Genomic DNA, 19,368 nt, shown 5'->3' with positions numbered 1-19,368 from the left:
CCGGCCACCAGAAGTTGGTAGCCGGGCTTTTACAGCCGGAAGGCGCAGATGATCGGGCGGTTAGTCTGCCTTGGTGAAGGAACGGTTTATAATTAATCCGTTGCCTTGGAGCTTTATTAGGTAGCTACCCTTGGGCAGGCCAATGGTACTCAGTGTCTGCTGGCTACCGCCGGGGCTGCTGAGGGTGCGTACTACCCGGCCGGCCATATCCATGATGGTGATGGAATAGCTGCCGGTTGGCAGTCCTGCCAGGTCTATGAAGGTCTCTGCCTGATCGGTGGTGGGGTTAGGGTACACCGTCACGGGTGCTGCGGATAGGCTGGAGAAGGTCACGGTCTGCACACTGGTCAGGGTGGCGGAGCCGTCGAGGTCCACTTGTTGCAACCGGTAGTACACCGCACTGCTCGTCTGCCGACCTATGCTCCGGTCGAGGAAGGTGTAGCTGGTAGTCGTGGCTTTGGTACCCTGCCCTTGCACTTGCCCGATGGCCTCAAATTTCTGACCGGTCAGGCTTCGCTCTACCACAAAGTGGCTGTTGTTAAGCTCCTGAGCCGTGCTCCAGGTGAGTAGAGCATCCGGACCGGTGGCTTTGGCCGAGAAGCTCACCAGCGTAACCGGTAGTGGAGCCGCCCCAATAGTGAAGTTAACCGGCTGGGTGTTGGTGCCCCCAAACGCATCCACCGTAGTTACCTGGATGGTGTAGGAACCAGCCCGCAGCTTCGTGCGGTCCAGTACCGAAATCAGCCCGGTAGTGGGGTTGAGCTGCAGGCCCAGGGAAGCAAGTTGGGTGGTGCCGGCCGGGTTGGTGGAGGCGGCCGTGAGGCCGTTGGTAGCAACGGCACCGGCCGCGCTGTACTTGCCCCCGTTCACGTCAAATACCGTGGCAATAGGGTCGTTGTTCTGGTAGGCATTCACCGTGGCCCCGCCCTTCACCGGTACAACCGTGTACACTGAATTCACATCCTGCCCCACCGGAATGGTGTACAACGCGGGCGCGGAAACGGCCGTGGCATTATCTGTGGCGGTGAAGGTGAAGAATACATTGCTTACGTAGCCGGCGGCGGGGTCGAAGGTGAGCAGGGCGGCATCGGCGGCCGGAATGCGCTGATTCAGCGTTACGGCGCTGCCCTGGTAGAACAGCACGCCCTGATCGGCCGTGGGAAGGGTGGTGATGTTGAAGAACTCAACGGTGCCATCTGCATCACGCCCCTGCAGGGCCGAGAGGGCCAGCGGACCAGCTGAGTTACCGGCCGGAGTTGTTTGCGCGGTAACTACAGCAACGGCCGTGGGTACCAGGTTGGCCATGGCCGTATTCTGGGTGGAGCTGTTGTTGCCGCTGTTGGTTTCGGCCGTAGTGGTGGTAACCGAGCCCACGGCCGAAAACGCCGTAACGGGTGCCGTAAAGCTGATGGTATTGGTTACCTGATTGGCCGAGCCTGGCTGCAGTGCGCTGATAACCGGGAAAGTAACCACGCCTGTGCCGCTGCTGTACGTTCCCCCGCCCGATACGATGACGCCCGTCAGGCCTGTAGGCAGCTGCACCGTTTGCCGTACGCCCGCCGCGGCGGCCGGCCCGTTGTTCTGCGTCAGCACCGTGTACGTGGCCGAGGCTCCCGGGCTCACACTGGCCGGACCGGCCACGGTAGTCGTCACATCGGCCTGGGGCGTAACGGTAACCGGCACCGTGGCGGAGTTATTGGCCGGGTTAGTATCGGTCTGGTCGGCGCTGGCAAAAGCCAGGGCCGTGAACGACCCGCTGGCCGGAGCATTTACCGTAATGACGTACGATACGCCCGTGGCCCCCGCTGCGAGCGAGGAGCTGACTGGCAAGGTAACCACTCCAGTGGTGCTGTTGTAGGTAGCTCCGCTTGGCAGCACAACGCCCGTCAGGCCGGCCGGCAGGTACACTACCGGCTGCACCGTGGTAGCCGCCGTGCCGCTGGAGGCCGCGTTGGCCACCGTCACAGTGAAGGTAACCGGCTGGCCGGGCGTACGGGTTGCGTTGTCAACTACCAGTGTAGTTACCACGTCCACGGTCTGGGCAGTAGCGGCTGTCACCGTGGTAGTCGTCGTCGCAGAGTTGTTCGTGAAAACTTCCTCGTTATCGGCGGCCGTGTTGGCCGTGGCTACCAGCTGCCCGGTGGCCGGAGCCACAAAGCTGATGGTGTTGGTAACCGAACCGGCCGGTTGCGAGGCAATGGCCGGGAAGGTAACCAGGCCCGTGGCACTGCTGTACGTGCCTCCGCCCGACACCGTGACGCCCGCCAGACCCGTAGGCAACTGCACAGTGGTTACGGTGTTCTGGGCCGCCGAGCTGCCGTTATTGGTCGTCGTAACCGCATACACTATTGGGTTACCGGCCACCACAGTAGCCGGAGCAGTCAGGCTCACGGCCACATCCGCTACTGACGTTACCGCTGTAGTAACGGCCGAGCGGTTATTGCTCACGGTGGCCTCCTCGGTGGTAGTTGCCACTGAGGCTACGTTATTCAGCGGGCCGCTGGCGGGCGTAGTGTAGGTAATAGTGTTGGTTACGGAAGCACCCGGCAGCTGAGAAGCAATGGCCGGGAAGCTTACCAGACCCGTGGCACTGCTGTACGTGCCCCCGCCCGATACCGTCACGCCCGTCAGCCCGGCTGGCAGCTGCACCGTTTGCACAACCCCAGTGGCCGGGGCAGCCCCGGCATTGAGGGTTGAAACGGTGTAGGTAACTGCTTGGCCGGCCGTAGCCGTTACCGGTCCGCTGAGCGTGGTAGCCACGTCCGCTACCGGGTTGATGCGCACGGCGGTGGAGGAGAGGTTGTTGGCGGGCATGGGGTCGGTAGTGCCGGATGCCACCGAGGCCACGGCGGTAAGCGTGCCGGAGGCCGGCGCGTTTACCGTAACCGTGTAAGAAGTGCTGCTACCCGCTGGCTGCGAGGCAATGCTCGGGAAGGTAACCAGGCCCGTAGTGCTATTGTACGTGCCCCCGCCCGATGCCGTCACGCCCGTCAGGCCGGCCGGCAGCGAAACCGACGTGACTACGTTGGCGGCCGGGTTCAGCCCATCGTTGCCCTGGCTGATGGTGTACGTTACCGCGCCACCCGGAGCCACCGAGGTAACGGGCGTGCTGATGGTGGTGAACAGGTTGGCACTGCCAGCCGGAGCCGGGGTAACGGCCGTAGCCGCCGCCGTGGCGGAGTTGTTGGCCGGGTTGGCGTCGCCGGAAGTGGGCGTTACGCTAGCCGTAGCGGTAAAGCCCGCCGCCGGAGCCAGGAAGCTGATGGTGTTGTTCTGGCTGGCCCCGCTGGTCAGGGCAGGAATGGCTGGGAAAGTTACCTCGCCCGTGCTGCTGTTGTAGGTACCGTTGTTGCTCACGTACACCCCCGTCAGGCCCGCCGGGAGCTGCACCGTTTGTACCGCACCCACCGCCACCGAAGGACCGTTGTTCTGGGTGATGACGCTGAACGTGGTGAGCGTGCCCGCTACTGTGGTAGTGGGGCCGGTGATGCGCGTGAGCAGGTCGAAGGCCGGATTGATGGCAATAGTAGCCGTGGCCGTATTGTTGGCGGTCTGGCCCAGCTCCACATCCGGGGTTGAAATGCTGGCCGTGGCCGTTACGCCATTGCCGGTAGCCGGGGCCGTAAACAGAATCCGGAAGCTGGCCGAGGCCCCGCTGCCCAGCGTGGAGAGCGGGGGAAACGTAACCAGGCCCGTGGCAGCATCATAGCTGCCCCCATCCGGCAACGATACGCCCGTCAGGCCGGCCGGTAGCTGCACCTGCCGCGTCACGTTGGTGGCCGTGTTGGGGCCATTGTTGCTGAACGTTACGTTGAACTGGCCTTGGCCGCCCGCGCTGATAGGGCTAGCTGTCGTGGTCAGAGCCACGGCCACATCGGCCACGGCCTGTACGTCCAGCGGCAGCGTAAACTGATCGGGGCCGGGGTTGGTGCCCTGCGCGGTAGTGGTGCTGGTATTGCTGACGAGGCTGGCGGCTCCGGGAGTAGTGGGGGCCGTAAAGCTGAACTGGTAGGTAGTAGTGGCCCCGGCCGCCAGCGTGGCCGCCGTGCCGAAGTCAATAACCCGGGTCGTAGTGTTATAGGTAGCACCGTTGGGAATCACCACATTGGTTGCCCCGGTCGGTAGGGTAACAATCTGCGTCACGGTGCTGGCAGTGCTCAGGCCCGTGTTGCTGAACGAGGCTGTGTAGGTGCCCGTCGGCTGTCCTGCCAGCAGCGTACTCGGCCCGCTGATAACCGTCGTCACGTCGGCCACGGGGGTTATGACCACCGTGCCGCTGCCCGAGTTGTTGGCCGTGTTGCCGCCCTCACTGGCGTCGCCGCTGATAACGGCCGTAGCCGTGACGGAAGGCGCATTAACCGGAGCCGTGAAAGTGATAGTGGAATTCTGGGAAGCCCCGCTGGCCAACGAAGGCAACGCCGTGTAGGTCACTAGCCCGGTGGCGCTATTGTAGGTACCGCCATTGGAAGCGGTTACACCCGCGAGGCCGGCCGGCAGCTGCACCTGGCGCACCACGTTGTTGGAGGCATCGGGGCCGTTGTTGGTGAACGTCACGTTGAACTGCCCTTGGGTACCCGCGTTAATTGGCGTGGTCTGGGGCGTTACCGTAGTGGCCAGGTCGGCCTGAGCGCAGAAGGAAATGTTGTTGATGCCCAAGTTTTGCTCCCGCGCTCCGGTCAAGCTGCCGGAAGCGTTGGAGTAGGTAAGTACCAACCGCCGGATGGGCGTGGTGAAGCGCACCGTAACGTTGCCCGCCGCATCACCGGCCGCTGCGGAGGCAGTACCGCGGACGGTATTCGGCGAAACAAAACTATTCGCTGCGCCGAGCGAGAAGTTAGTGGCACTCAGCGTCACGGCCGTGCCGCCAGTTGGCACTGAGTAGCCATCAAACTGCACGTTATCAATAAAGTTGGCCGTGGTAGTGTTCCGGTCAATATCCTGAATATTCAGCGTCAGGTTATCTACCAGCCGGTTGAAAAGCAGCGTAACGGTTGCGTTACCGAGCGTGGTAGTCGTGTTAAGCGTCCAGACCAACGACTGGCCCTGCAATATGCCGGTATTGGTACCTACGCTGAACACGTTGGTACCCGCTGCTGTGGCCGTGTAGCCCGTGTACGTGAGCGTGGTGCCGCCCAGCGTTTCCACGGCCGTACGCCGGTCACCGGTTGGGGCCGTGGCGTAGTTAAGAGTGCTTACCTGGTTACAGTCGCTTACCGTGAGGTTGCGGGTGGCCGTATTGTTGGCCGTGGCCCCGTTTTCGTTGCCGGGCGTGCTGGTGTTGGCCGTGAGAGCATAAGCTCCCGTCATCGAGGGCACCGTGAAGCTGAACGTGAATGATGCCGGGCTACCACTGGCCACCGAGGCGGCCGTGCCGAAGTCAATGGTGCGGGTAGCGGCATCGTAGCTAGCCCCCGAGGGAATGGTTACGTTGGTCGCCCCAAGGGGCAGCGTAACCGTGCGCGTCACCTGCTGGGCCGCGTCGGGGCCGTTGTTACCGTACTCCACCGTGTAGCTGACGGTGTTGCCCACGTTGGCCGCCACCGGCCCGGCCGTGAAGCGGGTGTACACATCTACCACCGAGCACCACGACATCGAGTTGATACCGATTACCTGCCCGCCGGGGTCGGCAATGGGCTCCGTGTTGCGGTACGTAAGGCGCAGGCGCACAATGGCCTGCGGAAACGTGACTACCACGTTGCTGTTGGGCCCGAAGTTGTTGGTGTTGCCCTGGCCCGTAATCAGGTTGGTGGCCGAGAAGTTGTTGGAGCCGTTGGGTGCCAGGGCCACATCCGCCGCCGACAGCGTTACCAGCTGTCCGCCGGCCGTGTAGCCATCTACTTGCAACTGGTCGCGCCAGGAGTTGTTGAGTTGGTCGATGTCGGCCAGGGCCAGGGAGAAGTTGTCCAGCGGCCGGCTGAAGGTGAAGTCCACGAACGACGTGTTGTTGGCCGAGGACGTGTAATCCGTTGACCACAGCAGCGTTTTGCCGGGCAGGGCCGGGTTGTCTTCCACCTGCAACGTCGTCTGTCCGCCGGGAGCCGTGTAGTTGCTGGCCGTAACGGTCACGCCCTCCACCAGTATCGACTGGGTATTCTGAAAATTCCGCCCGTCGGGCTGAGTGGCGAAATTCAGCGTGCTGGCCTGGCCGCAAATGGCTTTGGCTACCGGAATGCCGTAGCTGGCGTTGCTGCCGTTGGTGCCATTGGCGTTGCGGGCCCGGTAGTTAAAAACCGCCGTACCGAAAAAACCGGCGGCGGGGTCAAACGTCAGCTGGTTGGCCTGGGCCGGCGTAAGCACCTGATTTACCGTAACCGGGGTGCCGTTCAGCGCCAGCACGCCCTGCGCGGCCGTGGGCAAACTCAGAATCACGTAATCAGTGGCGGCAATGCTGCCGGGCTCTACCGACAGCGGCTCCGTGAGCGGAGTGGCCGGCGCCCCGGCCGGCACAATCTGCGACACCAGCGGGGCGGCTACCGGCGTTTGCTCCACGTTAATAGTGAAGGTGGCCGAGCTGGAGGAAAGCTCCCCGTTGCTGTTGCGGGCCCGCCATTGAAAGGCGGTGGTGCCCGCGGCATTGGCCGTCGGGCGAATCAGTACCTGGTTATAATCGGCCAGTAATGTTTCGTCCGGTACAGTCGTTATCTGCCGCAGGTTATTGGTGCTGGAGTTGAATACATACAGCTCCGCCACGGCCGGGTTGGGCACAGTAAAGAAGCGGTAAGCAGTAATCGGAGAGCCGCCGTCGTTGGTTACCGCCAGGTTTATAATGTAGAATAGCCCGGTTGTACCCCCGATAGTAGCCGTCTGGCTGGCAACGGTGGGGGCCGCCGTAGGCCGGCTGGCACTCTGGCCGGGCGTAGCCTGCATTGTTACAAATTGGGCCGGCACAACAACCGGCTTATGCTGCCGGAAAGATGGGGGTTGCAGGTCACTGATGCTGGGCATCACGGCGGGTAGGGTGCTGGCCGGAACCGTACGTTGAGCCCGTGCATTGGGTGAGGCCAGATAGGCGCAAAAAAGGAGTGCTGCCCAAAGACGTAAAGCTTTCCTCATGAGTGCATAAATAGGGTATAAACTCAGCCAGATCAGCCGCTGTCAGTTACACAAAGCAGAGCCGGTACTCCGGCATTCAGGGGGCGACTAACGGAATCGATACCTCACAATTCCGTCGCCACTGCTCTTTGTTTCCGACAAAAGCTCAGTCGTGCTGTGTTAACTTACGTACAGAAAACAGCAATTGGTTCAATTGCTTAGTAATGAGATAGATACATTCTAAAATTGGGAAGTTGAATCATTTTGAATCAGATTCCGAGGAAAATCGAAACTGATTTAAGTGCTAAAAGGCTTATCGTGTATCAGGTTGAAAATCAATAAATAAAGCAGCGGGATGCCAGTAGCTGCTCGGTTCTGAGTTGACAGATTTCATCCTGGGTATACACACAGTTTCCAGAAATGAAACAGGAAAAAGCTGGAGCCGAAATAGTACCGGTTGCCCCTGCTGAGCTTTACGCCACCTGTAGCAACGGCGGGATCTGCCCGCCGCTGAAAACAGTGACTGATTGCTGTAAGCGGACAACCAGTCACATCTAGTTCGGGGTTACGTCGGTGGAACGCGACCTACTTAACCATTCCGGCCCTACCAAACGAAAAGCGCCCGACCAACTGGCCGGGCGCTTTTCGTTTGCCGAATGAATACGCGGATACGCGGAGGGTTAATACGTCTGGTTGCGGCCGCTCTGGTTTACCAGCTGCTGCACCTCATCATTGAACCCGGTTTCCTGGCGCAACTCCTCCAGCGGAATGTGGAAGCGGTATTTCCAGAAGTGCGTGGGGTTGGCCGGCACGTTAATCTGCTCCTCCAAGGGGTCCTGGCGACGCAGGCGGGCATCCATGGCCAGCAAATCCTGCAGCGGGAAAATGGCCCACATAGCTGGGGAATACAGATGTTGCACGGTTATTTCGCGGGCTACCCACGGCTCACAGTACTGCGGAGCCTGCTCACCCCAATGGCCCAGAATGGTTTCGAAGAACTTCTGGGTTTTCTCCCGGTCTTCCTCCCACCAGCCGCGCACGGTGCTCATATCGTGCGAGCCGGGGCTTACCACGCTCAGGTATGGGGCCGCATTGGGGTGCCCGAACTCTACATTCGGGTCGGAGGGCATGCGCTGAATGTTGAGGCCCAGGATGCCCAAGGCCTTCATCACGCCCGGCACCGACTCGGGCACCATGCCCAGGTCTTCGCCGCAGATGAGCATATCGGTGGCCCAGCGCACGGCGGGCAGCTTAACAAGCCCCTGGCGACGCCAGAAATCCTCGTGGCGGCGGAAGAAGAAGTCGATGTACACCTCGTGCATGCGGGGGCGGGTCTGCTCGTCCAGCTCCTTGAAGGAGCGGCTCAGGTACACCGTAATGCGCGGGTGGTAGAAATCGGGCTGCTGGTCGTCGGGCACGAACAGCACCTCGTTGGCCAGCTTATACAGGCCGGTACGCAGCCAGGTATAGTGTTCGGTGTTGGCGGGATCCTGCTGGATTTTCTCGGCAAACACGGCCTCCATCTGGCGCTGGGTGCGCACGTGCTCCTTCAGGCGGATAGCGCCGTAGCCGGCATCCTCCATAAACTCATCGAACACGTTCTGGGCCTGGCCGTGGAAGATTTCTTGCAGAGTGTGCCAGCGGATATACGGCTCACACATGCGGCCGTAATCAAACCAGCCCACGCGCTGCTCAATTTCGTGGCGGTGCAGGGGCAGGGCGGGCGAGAAGTGCCCGAGCAACCCTTCCACCGAGTGCCCCGGAATTTCCCAGATGCGGAAAAAGCCCAGAATATGGTCGATGCGCAGGGCGTCGAAGTAGCGGGCCAGGTGGCCCATGCGCTGCTGCCACCACTGGTAGCCATCCTCGGCCATCCGCTCCCAGTTATAGGTAGGGAAACGCCAGTTCTGGCCCGTCACCGAGAAATCGTCGGGCGGGGCACCGGCCTGCTGGTGCATGTGGTACAGCTCGGGCTGCGTCCAGGCGTCCACCGAGTGGCGGTAGATGCCGATGGGCAGGTCGCCCTTCACTACCACGCCGTGCTGGCGGGCGTAGTCCACGGCGTCCAGCAGCTGCCGGTCAAGGTGGAACTGCGTGAACAGATGCACGCCAAACTCGTCGAACTCAGGGTTGTCCTCGCGCACCAGCTCCGCAGCCACGGCCGGTGAGCGGAACTCCTCGGGCCACTGCGTGAAGTCGGCCGTACCAAACCGGTCGCGCAGGCCGCAGAAGGCCGCGTAGGGCAGCAGCCAGGATTTCTGCTCGTCGCGGAACAGCTGGTACATGGGGTCGGCCAGCAAGGCCGCCTTTTCCTGTTGGTAGAGCTGTTTGATGAACTTCCACTTGGCGTTCATCACCGGCTCGTAATCCACAAAATCCTTGGCGTTGAACTCCTCGCGCAGGCGGGCCAGCTCCTCGCGGGCGGCTTCGTCCTGCAACTCGGCTACGGCATCAAGGTTCAGATACTGCGGGTGCAGGGCAAACACCGAAATGGCGGCGTAGGGGTAGCTATCCACCCACGTGTGAGTGGCCACGGTGTCGTTGATGGGCAGCACCTGCACCAGCTTGAGGCCGGTAGCCACGGCCCAATCCACCAAAAGCTTGATGTCGGGAAACTCGCCCACGCCCAGGCCCTGGCGGCTGCGCAGGGCAAACACCGGCAGCGCCACGCCGGCTCCGCGCCAGTTGCCGGTGGGGTAGCGAAACTGGTCGTCGGCCTTCACGCGTAGGGTACGCTTGTCCTGGCTGGCAGCAATCAGGCGGTCTTCGCCGGCTTCCAACTGCAGAATCTTCTTGTCGCGCGGGTCCCAGATACCGTATTTATACTGCACCGTCCGGCCCGGATTTTCCAGGGCCACATCGGCGCACCAGGTCGGGTAGTCGGCATCCGATAATACCACGGCCTTCTTGGCATCCCAGGCCCCCAACGCGGGGTCTGAGCCCAGTACGCAGAGCTGGTGGTCGGAATCCACGCGCGGGGCCGAAAGCTGGAAGCGCACCACCGAGTCGGCCAGCCGGGCCGGGTTAGCGGCCGGAGCAGGGGCCACCAGACGGCGCATCAGGGCCTTGGTAAAGGCGGCGGTATGCAACTCATTCTCGGGCAGGGCAGGAGCCCGCCAGTAATCTTCCAGCACAATACGGGTAAACTGACCGGGCTCGGTACCGATGGCGCGGTTGGGACCCCATTCCCAGTGCTTGCCGCCGTCCCGCTCATCCAGCAGGACGTATTTGTACTCTACGGTACCCAACTGGTCGTCGGGCAGGCTGATTTCCTGGGTCCAAAAACCGGACTCAGGCTGGTAATGGAGGCTCAGGGCTTGGTCGAGGTTCCACTGGCCCAGACTGGGCAAGGAACCGCACACCACCAGGCGCTGGCCCCAGGCCGTGCGGAAGGGTAGCGTAAAGCGAAGAATCATCGGGAACGGACAAGTAAAAATTGGGGCCCGAAGATAGCTCTTAATACGCTAAAACAGCACCGGAAACCTGCGGTAACCAGCCATTTCGGGGGGCAATTACGGTGATTTTTTTTCGGACTAATGCCGGGTTGATGCCTGGTTGGTGCCGCGTTGATGCAGGGCCGCGTGGCCGGAGTGAGTGCTCAATAACCCGCCCAGTCTCCCGGATGCTATTGTCGTGCGCGGCGGTATTTTTTCTGGCGGGCTCGTAATGCCTTGGCATCGGCGGAGTACTTCGAAAGTTGCGGGAGCGTCACGACCAGATTTTTCTCTTTTTCAGGGGCGTTGAGTGTTATTATCTGCGTTTCGTGGCTGGGAAATGCCACCACCAGCCGGGCCGGTTGCCCGGCCGGCAGGCGGAGCAAAAAGAATCCTTCGGCGTTGGCAATGGCTGTTTGCAGGGCCTTGCCCTCTACCGCCACCGTAGCCCCGGCCAGTGGCTGCCCGGAGGTGCTGAATACGGCCCCCGTAAACTCCAGGGGGGCAGTTGGAGAGGGCGACTGGGCCCGGCCGGTCAAAGCCAGTAGTAACAGCGCCAGTGAGCCGGTGGCACGGGCAAGAGGACGCATCCGGACTGATAATACGCGAGAAACAGCGGGTGGTAGCATGGGTGTGAGCGGTGAACGGGTAGAGAGAACGGACCGTACCGGGAAAATGCTGTTTCCCCGGTACAGTGGTAGCGGCGCGCTACTGTTCAGCTAGATTAGTCAATAAAATGCAGTTGTCATTGCTGAAACGAGTAGGTTGCCAAACCATAGCCAAAATTTTGCGTTTGGCTCACTGAGTTTCATCTATACGCTCTGCCTTTTGCCGGTTACTCTACGTCGTATTTTATATGGCCTGCTGGGCCTGATTGGGTTGGTGCTGCTGCTGCTGGCTGGCCTGTACGTCTATATTCAGACTTCTTCGGGCCAGGACTTTGTGGCCCGCAAGGCGGAAGACTACCTGCGCGATAAGCTGCAGACGGAGGTCCGTATCGGCAAGTTTCGCTCCGACTTCCGGCACGCCATTAGCTTCGATGGCGTGTACCTGGAAGACCAGAAAGGCGACACGTTGCTGTCGGTAGGGCATCTGGGCGTGGACCTGGGTATCTGGGATTTGCTCAATTCACAGGTGAACCTGAAGAGCCTGGAGCTGAACGACGGGCGGCTGGCCATTAAGCGCACCGAGCCCGACAGTATCTCCAACTACGACTTTATTGTAAAAGCGTTTGCCAGCGGGGATACCTCCACGGTAAAAACCACCCCGGCCGATACGACCGGGGCGGGCTTTAAGTATAACATCGGCGACCTGCGCCTGACCAATATCCTGCTCACCTACAACGACCAGGTGGACGGGATGAACGTGCGCACCCGGGTGGGCGAGCTGGCCGTGAGCATGGACGAGGTGGACGTGGATGGCTCCACCTATAGGGTAGACCAGGCCGCTTTGCGCAACACCGGCGTTACCATCGTGCAGACGAAGGTGCCGCCGGACACTCCCCAGGATACGGCCGCTTTGCAGCTGGAATTCGGCCTGAACCGGGCCCAGCTCCAGAACGTGAGCCTGAGCTACCGGAACGACCCCTCAGCCCAGTTCATCAGCACCCGCATTGGCGAGGCCGACGTGACGGCCGATAACATCGACCTGAAAAATAGCCGGGTGGCGCTGAACACGCTCCGGCTCAAGAATACCACCTTTGCCTACGCCCAGAACGAGAACGTGCCGGTGGAGCGGCGCGTGGTGAACCCCGCCGAAGCCGTGCGCGACCTGAACGCCTCGGTGGAAAACGCCACCGGCCAGGAAGCCAGCTGGGTAGTGACGCTCAAGCAGTCGGATATCAGCGGGGTGGACGTGGCCTTCGACAACTTCAACGAGCCCCGGCAGCAGACGCGCATTAAGGGCATGGACTACAACCACCTGAAGTTCACGAACCTCACGCTCAATACTGAGGACCTGCGCTACTCCCAGGACAGCACCACCGGCCGTATCAACCAATTGGCGGGGCAGGAGCAGAGTGGCTTTGCCATCACCCGCGCTGCCGCCGACGTGCTCTACGACGCCAACCGTATTCAGCTCAATAACCTGGACCTGGTTACGCCCCACAGCCACCTCAAGCGCCGCATCGGTATTGGCTTCAAAGACTTAGCGGCTATTCCCGACGACCTGCCCAACCTGCGGATGAACGGTGACCTGCGCGAGGCCCGTCTGGGCTTCCGCGACGTGCTGTATATCACGCCCAGCCTGATTGACACGCCCCCGTTCAGCAGCGGGCCTAATCAGTCGTTTTTGATAAGTGGATTGGTGAGCGGGCGGCTGGGTGATTTGCGGGTGCAGAACCTGGACTTCACGGGCTTCCGCAACTCCGTGGTGCGGGGCTCAGGCCGCATCCAGGGCCTGCCCAACACCGACGACCGGCTGGTGCTGGACCTGAACCTGGGCTACGTGCGCACCACCGAAAACGACCTGCGCAGCCTGTTGCCCAAGGGCACGCTGCCGGAGCTGGGCATCAACCCCAACGCCCCCATGACCATGAGCGGGCAGGTGCGGGGCCGCATCAGCAACCTGGCCCTCACCAATATCAACTTCCAGGGCCTGCAGGGCACCCGCATCCGGACTACCGGCCGCCTGGTGGGTTTGCCGAATACGGACCGCCGCCTGTTCGTGGACTTCAACATTAAGGAGTTCACCTCTACCGCCGCCGATATTCGGGGAATTCTGCCAGCCGGCACCATTCCGGCGGGCTACAACCTGCCACCCCGCATTTCGGCCACCGGCACGTTCCGGGGTCGGCCTACGGCACTGGTGTTTGATACTGATTTGAAGGCCCGCACCACCTACGGCAACCTGGCCGTCAAGGTGAACGTGGGTGAGGGGCCCCAGGGTCAGGAGCCGGTGCGGGCCGTGTTCAGCACCCAGGGCCTGGACGTGGGCAAGTTTCTGAACGACCCCACCATTGGCAAGGTAACCGCCAACGGCACCCTCACCGGCCGCGGCGGCCTCGACCCCAACCAGCTGCGGGGCCAGCTGAAAGCCAACGTGCAGCAGGCCACCTACAACGGCTACACCTACCGCGGCATCACCGCCAACGTGGACATCGACCGGAACCGCTACGTGGTGGAAGCCAGCAGCAAGGACGACCCCAACCTGAACCTGGACGTGCTGGCCACTATCGACCTGCGCAACGCTGCCAACCCCACCTACACCGTGGACCGCCTGAACCTGCGCGGGGCCAACCTCACGGCCCTGGGCTTCTACTCGGGCGGCGACCTTCGCGTGCAGGGCAACCTGACCGCCAACCTCAGCGGCTCCGACCTGAACACCCTGAACGGCACGTTCTCCGGCAACCGCATCGTGATTGTGAGCAACAACCAGCCATTTGCGCTGGATTCGGTGAGTGGGCGCATTGTGCAGCGCACCGGCCGCACCGAGGTGGATTTTGCCAGCTCGGTGGCCGACGTGACCCTGCGCGGCAACACCCGCCTGGGCGACATTGCCACGGCTTTGCAGCAGCACATCGACCGGTACTTTGATTTGCCGGGCGTGCAGTTCCGGCCCGGCGGCGAATACCGGCAGTTCTCGTTCGAGGCCAATGTGAAGCAGCCCCGCCTGATTCAGCAGCTGGTGCCCGACCTCAAGCGCCTCACGCCCTTCAAGCTCACCGGCAGCTACGACAGCCGCCAGGCCGATCTGCGCCTGAACACGGCCATCCGCCGCATCGTGTACATGGGCTATGCTATGGACTCCCTGAAGCTGGCCGTGCAGTCGGACCCCCAGAAGCTGGACTATGCCCTGGGCCTGCGCCAAGTCAGCCAGGATACCACGCTGACCATCCCGAACCCCAGCCTCACGGGCAGCATCCAGAACAACGAAATCGGGACGCGCCTGCGCATTGCCGAATCCGACAGCGCCGAGCGGCTGAACTTGGCCGGGGCGTTGCGGGAGCTGAACGGTGGCGAGGCGTACGTGTTCCGCTTCGACCCCAAGCTGATGCTGGACCGCAAGCAGTGGGATACCCCGGCAGATAATGAGCTGCGCTACACCACCGGCACCGGGGCCATTTTCGCCCGCAACGTGAGCTTCTCGCGCAACCAGCGCCGCCTCAGCCTCGAAACCCTCACCGGGCCGCAGTTCCCGCTGCAGGTGAACATGCAGAACCTGGAAATCAACGCCCTGGGCCGGGCTGCCGGCTTCCAGGACTCGCTGATTGCGGGTACGCTGAACGGGCAGGCCGTGGCCTACAGCCTGGGCCAGCCCCGGCAGGCTTTCACGGCCAATGCCACCCTGGGCGGCTTCACCTACAACAAGTCCATTATTGGGGATGTGGCCGTGCAGGCTACCAACCCCACCCCCGACCGCTTCAACGTGGATGCCCGCCTCACCAACCAGCAGGGCATGGATGTGCGCGCCGTGGGCTATTACCTGGCCACCCCGCCTTCGCCCATTCAGTTTGACGTGAACGTGAACCGGCTGGACCTGAAAATCATCGAGCCCTTCTCCCTGGGCCAACTCCAGCAGATGGGCGGGGGCGTAACCGGGCAGTTGGCCGTAACGGGCACGGTAAGCCGCCCCGACATCAACGGCACGCTCACCACTACGCCTGATGCCACCTTCACGCTCAGCCAGCTGGGGGCTCCTTTCTTCCTGAAATCCCAGGAAATTGCGTTTACCAACCAAGGCATCAGCTTCGATGACTTTGCCGTGACGGACTCCCTAGGCAGCGAAGCCCTCATCAACGGGCAGGTGCTGACTACGGATTACGTGTCGGATTTCCGCTTCAACCTGGAGGCTACTACCGACAACTTCCTGGCCGTGCAAAGCTCCCGCCGCGAGAACAACCTGTTCTGGGGCAAGCTGTTCGTGGATTCCGACTCCCGCATTACCGGCTCCCTGAACCTGCCAGTGGTGCGTACCCGGGCCCGCGTGGCCGACGGCTCCAACCTGTTTGTGGGCATCCCCACCGATGACCCGGTGAAAGTGGAGCGCGACGGCATTGTGGAGTTCATCGACAAGAGCGCACCCATTGATACCATGCTGGCCCGGCAATTGGCCCTAGACACCGCCCAAACCGCCGCCGGCTACGATATTCAGGCCGTAGTAACGGTAACCGACAACACGCCCTTTACCATTGTGGTGGACGAGGCCTCCGGCGACAACCTGAAGGTGCAGGCCAACGGCACGCTCAACACGGCCATCGACCCTACCGGCACTATCACCCTCACCGGCCGCCTTGATGTAGCCAAGGGCAAGTACCAGATGTCGCTCTACGACCTGGCTTCCCGGGAATTCGATATTGCGCCCGGCTCGTCTATCACCTGGAGCGGGGACCCCTACAACGGCCAAGCCAACGTAACGGCCCTCTACAACGTGCGGGCCGCGCCCGCCGAGCTGATTTCGGCCCAGGGGACTACTGACGAAACCCTGAACGCCATCGGCCGCAATCCGCTGCCGTTTGTGGTGGATTTGAAAGTAACCGGGGAGCTGCTCAAGCCGGTTATCGGGTTTGATATCCGGCTGCCCGAGGAGGCCCGCTCCGACTTGCGCGGCCCCATTGAGGCCCGCCTCACCCAGCTGCGTCAGCCTTCCCAGGAAAGCGAGCTGAACAAGCAGGTGTTCTCGCTGCTGGTGCTGGGCCGCTTCCTGGCCGACGACCCCTTCCGGAGCAGCAGCGGCAACCTGGTGGCCCAGCAGCTGCGCGGCTCGGCCAGCCAGGTGCTCACCCAGCAGCTCAACAACCTCACCGGCTCCTACCTTTCCAACCTGGGCGTGGAGCTGGGCGTGAACTCCTACGCCGACTTCAGCAGCGGCCAAGAGAAAACCCGCACCGACCTGAACGTGGCCGTGCGCCGCCAGCTGCTCAACAACCGTCTCACTGTGCGCCTCGGCACCGATGTGCCGCTGGGCGGGGGCAACCAAACCAGCACCGGCCAGAACGGGGCCGGCGTGAGTGCTTTTGCCGGCGACGTGAGCGTGGAGTACAACGTGCTGGCCAACGGCCGCATCCGCCTGCGGGCCTTCCGCAACAACGCCTACGGCGACATTGACGGGCAGTTTGTGCGCACCGGGGCTTCGCTCATCTTCCAGCGCGACTACCAGACCCTGGCCGACCTGTTTAAGGGCATCGACGACAACGTGAAGGAGGACATCAAGCTAAACCGCCGCCAGCGTCGGCAGGACCGCCGCACCGCCCGCGACTCTTCCGCGGCTTTCCCCAGCCCCCGGCCCGACTCGTTGCGTCAGCGCCCTGCCGCTCGGCCCGATTCGGCCCGGCGCGCCAGTCGCCCGGTTTCCCGCCCCGATTCTACCCGCCGATAACCTTATTCCGGCTCCTGACAGGAGCCTACCGATTCTTCGTTCTGAACGTGTACCGCATGCTTTTTCACCGACCTGCTTCTTCATCGACCACGCAAGCTGCCGATACCAATCGTCAGGCTCCGGCTTGTTCCCCCGCGGAATATGGGCCGGGGAAGGCGCTTCGGCGGTGGCTGATGCTGGGCAGCGGGCTGCTGCTGGCGGCCTGCTCGGGTACGAAGTTCATTCCAGAGGGCAGCAAGCTCTATACCGGCAGCACGGTGAAGGTGAAGTCCGCAAGCCCGATTCCCAAGGAAGCGGAACTGACCACGGAGCTGACCGGCGTGATTACGCCTAAGCCCAACGCCTCCTTTCTGGGGTTGCGGCCCAAGCTGTATTTCTGGCACATGGGCGAGGGCAAAACCAAAGGTCTGGGCCACTGGTTGGCTAATAAGTACGGCGAAAAGCCCGTGCTATTAAGCCAAGTTGATACCCAGAAGGTAAAGGGCCTGATGATAAACCGGCTGTACAATAACGGGTACTTCCAGCCGGTAGTGCACAGCAAAGTACAGGTGAAGGGCCAGGCCGCTTCCGTTGACTACACCGCCACCGTGGGCCGGCCCTACACCATCAAGGAAATTCACTTCCCCGAAGGCGACTCCCTGCTGCCCCGCGCCGTGCGCGCCACCCAGGCGGCCTCGCTGCTGAAAGTGGGCGACCCGTACAGCCTGCAAACCTTCACCAACGAACGGCTCCGCATCGACCAGGCCGTGAAGAATCAGGGGTTCTACTACTTCAACCCCGATTACATTCTGTTTCAGGTGGACAGCACCCTGAACAACCAGGTGAATGTGTACCTAAAAATCAAGGGCAAAACCCCGGCCCAGGCCGCTAAGCCCTATATCCTGGACCGTATTCGGCTGAATACCGATTATACCCTGAATGATACGACAGTGAGTGAGCGGCCCATCCGCTACCAGGGCTACATCTACTACCCCGATGAAAAGGTGTTTAAGGCCAAGGCTATTACCAACGCCGTGTTCCTGTACCCGGATAGCCTGTACCGTCGCCGCCGCCAGGACCAGACCCTGAGTCGCCTGATGAGCCTGGGCACCTTCAAGTACGTGGACATCGGTTTCCGCCCCGCCCGCCAGAAGGCGGATTCGGCGGGGTACGGCTTCCTGAATTCCTACGTGCGCATGACCCAGCTGCCCAAGAAAAGCCTGCGGGCCGAGGTGCTGCTGGTGAGCAAATCGAACGGCTTTACAGGACCGGGCTTCCAAATACAGTTCCGTAACCGCTCGGCGTTGCGCGGGGCTGAGCAGCTGCTGGTGAACGTAACGGGCACGTTCGAAAACCAGACGCGCAGCAACACCAATACCATTGGTCTGACCAGTTACGAGCTGGGGGCCAATGCCCAACTGGTGGTGCCCCGTCTCATTACGCCGCCCTTCGATATCCGGCTGAAAAACTCCGATTTCCAGCCCCGTACTACGTTCGGAGTAGGAGCCAAAACCGTTACCCGCCGCGACGCCTTTACCCAGCAGGCGTTCAACGTGAACTACGGCTACACCTGGAAAAACCGGCTTACCAATGAGCACGAGTTGCGTCCTATCGACGTACAGTACCTGCGTCTGGCTGATACCAGTGCTACGTTTAATCGGCTACTACTAGAGCGACCATTTCTAGCTAACTCCTTCCGGCAGCAGTTTGTGCTGGCCAGCTCCTACCGCTACACCTACAACCAGCAGGCGCTGGAGCAGCGCCGCAATCAGGTGTATTTCAGCGGCGGTGTGGAAGTGGCCGGTAACCTGGCGTACCTGCTTAGCTCCCGGACTGGGCAGCCCCGCATTACCAACGCCGACGGCAGCCAAGCCTATACACTGCTCAGCCAGCAGTTTGCCCAGTACACCAAAGTCGACCTGGAGTTTCGCAACTACTTCCGCACCAGCTCCAACCCCAGCAGCGGCAACAAGCTGGCCACCCGCCTGCTGATTGGGGCGGGCCTGCCGTACCAGAACTCGCGGGTGCTGCCCTATCTGAAGCAGTACGGCATTGGCGGGCCCAACAGCGTGCGGGCCTTTGCTGCCCGGGGGATTGGCCCCGGTACGTATCGTGCCCCTATTTCCTCCGAGAATAGTTCGTTTTACGACCAAGTGGGCGACATGCGCTTGGAAGCCAACGCCGAGTACCGCCAAGATTTGTTCCCGTACGTGAAAGGGGCCTTGTTTGTAGATGCTGGCAATATCTGGCTCATCAACCAAGACCCCAGCCGCGTGACGGTGGACAAGGATGGCAACCCCGACGGCAAAAACGGCCAATTCTCGCCCAGCACGTTTCTGAAAGAACTGGCCGTAGGCGCGGGCGCCGGTATCCGCATCGACGTGCAGTTCTTCGTCATCCGCTTCGACTACGCCTACCCGCTGCGCGTGCCCTACACCAACAATGAGGTTATCCGCCCCAGCCTCAACCAATCGTTCAGCAAACAGGACCTGGGAGCCGGCCGCCTGAATATTGCCATTGGGTATCCATTCTAGCCGCGCATAATTCAAGCCCACCACGTAAAAGGCTCAGCTAATTGTGTAGCTGAGCCTTTTATATAGGTAGTTTG

5 protein-coding genes are annotated in these 19,368 nt (G+C 61.6%); 2 read left to right on the top strand and 3 right to left on the bottom strand.

The window, feature by feature from the left end; genetic code table 11:
* Nucleotides 1-60: 60 nt before the first annotated feature.
* The 3 genes from ACN19L_RS11470 to ACN19L_RS11460 all read right to left on the bottom strand — a co-directional run bounded on the left by ACN19L_RS11470 (nucleotide 61) and on the right by ACN19L_RS11460 (nucleotide 11,056).
* Nucleotides 61-6,945 carry a T9SS type A sorting domain-containing protein gene (locus ACN19L_RS11470; RefSeq protein WP_426489649.1) on the bottom strand — a complete coding sequence of 2,295 codons (6,885 nt, stop codon included), beginning with the start codon at nucleotides 6,943-6,945 and terminating at the stop codon, nucleotides 61-63.
* A 767-nt stretch (nucleotides 6,946-7,712) separates the two neighbouring features.
* Nucleotides 7,713-10,448, bottom strand: a complete 2,736-nt coding sequence (locus tag ACN19L_RS11465; RefSeq protein WP_426489648.1) for a 4-alpha-glucanotransferase — start codon at nucleotides 10,446-10,448, stop codon at nucleotides 7,713-7,715.
* Between the two features lie 209 nt (nucleotides 10,449-10,657).
* Nucleotides 10,658-11,056, bottom strand: coding sequence for a carboxypeptidase regulatory-like domain-containing protein (locus ACN19L_RS11460; RefSeq protein ID WP_426489647.1), 399 nt, complete (start codon nucleotides 11,054-11,056; stop codon nucleotides 10,658-10,660).
* 238 nt (nucleotides 11,057-11,294) lie between these two features.
* Here ACN19L_RS11460 and ACN19L_RS11455 point away from each other — a divergent pair, with 238 nt between their 5' ends.
* Together ACN19L_RS11455 and ACN19L_RS11450 are read left to right on the top strand one after the other, a co-directional pair.
* On the top strand, nucleotides 11,295-16,781 hold the full coding sequence (locus tag ACN19L_RS11455) for a translocation/assembly module TamB domain-containing protein (RefSeq protein ID WP_426489646.1): 5,487 nt from the start codon (nucleotides 11,295-11,297) through the stop codon (nucleotides 16,779-16,781).
* A gap of 56 nt (nucleotides 16,782-16,837) precedes the next feature.
* Nucleotides 16,838-19,294 carry a BamA/TamA family outer membrane protein gene (locus ACN19L_RS11450; RefSeq protein WP_426489645.1) on the top strand — a complete coding sequence of 819 codons (2,457 nt, stop codon included), beginning with the start codon at nucleotides 16,838-16,840 and terminating at the stop codon, nucleotides 19,292-19,294.
* Nucleotides 19,295-19,368 lie beyond the last annotated feature (74 nt).

The organism is Hymenobacter sp. 102, assembly GCF_049949205.1.
Lineage (GTDB): Bacteria > Bacteroidota > Bacteroidia > Cytophagales > Hymenobacteraceae > Hymenobacter.
The sequence above is the reverse complement of the archived record's forward strand: the minus strand, read 5'-3'. Positions and strand labels throughout refer to the sequence as shown.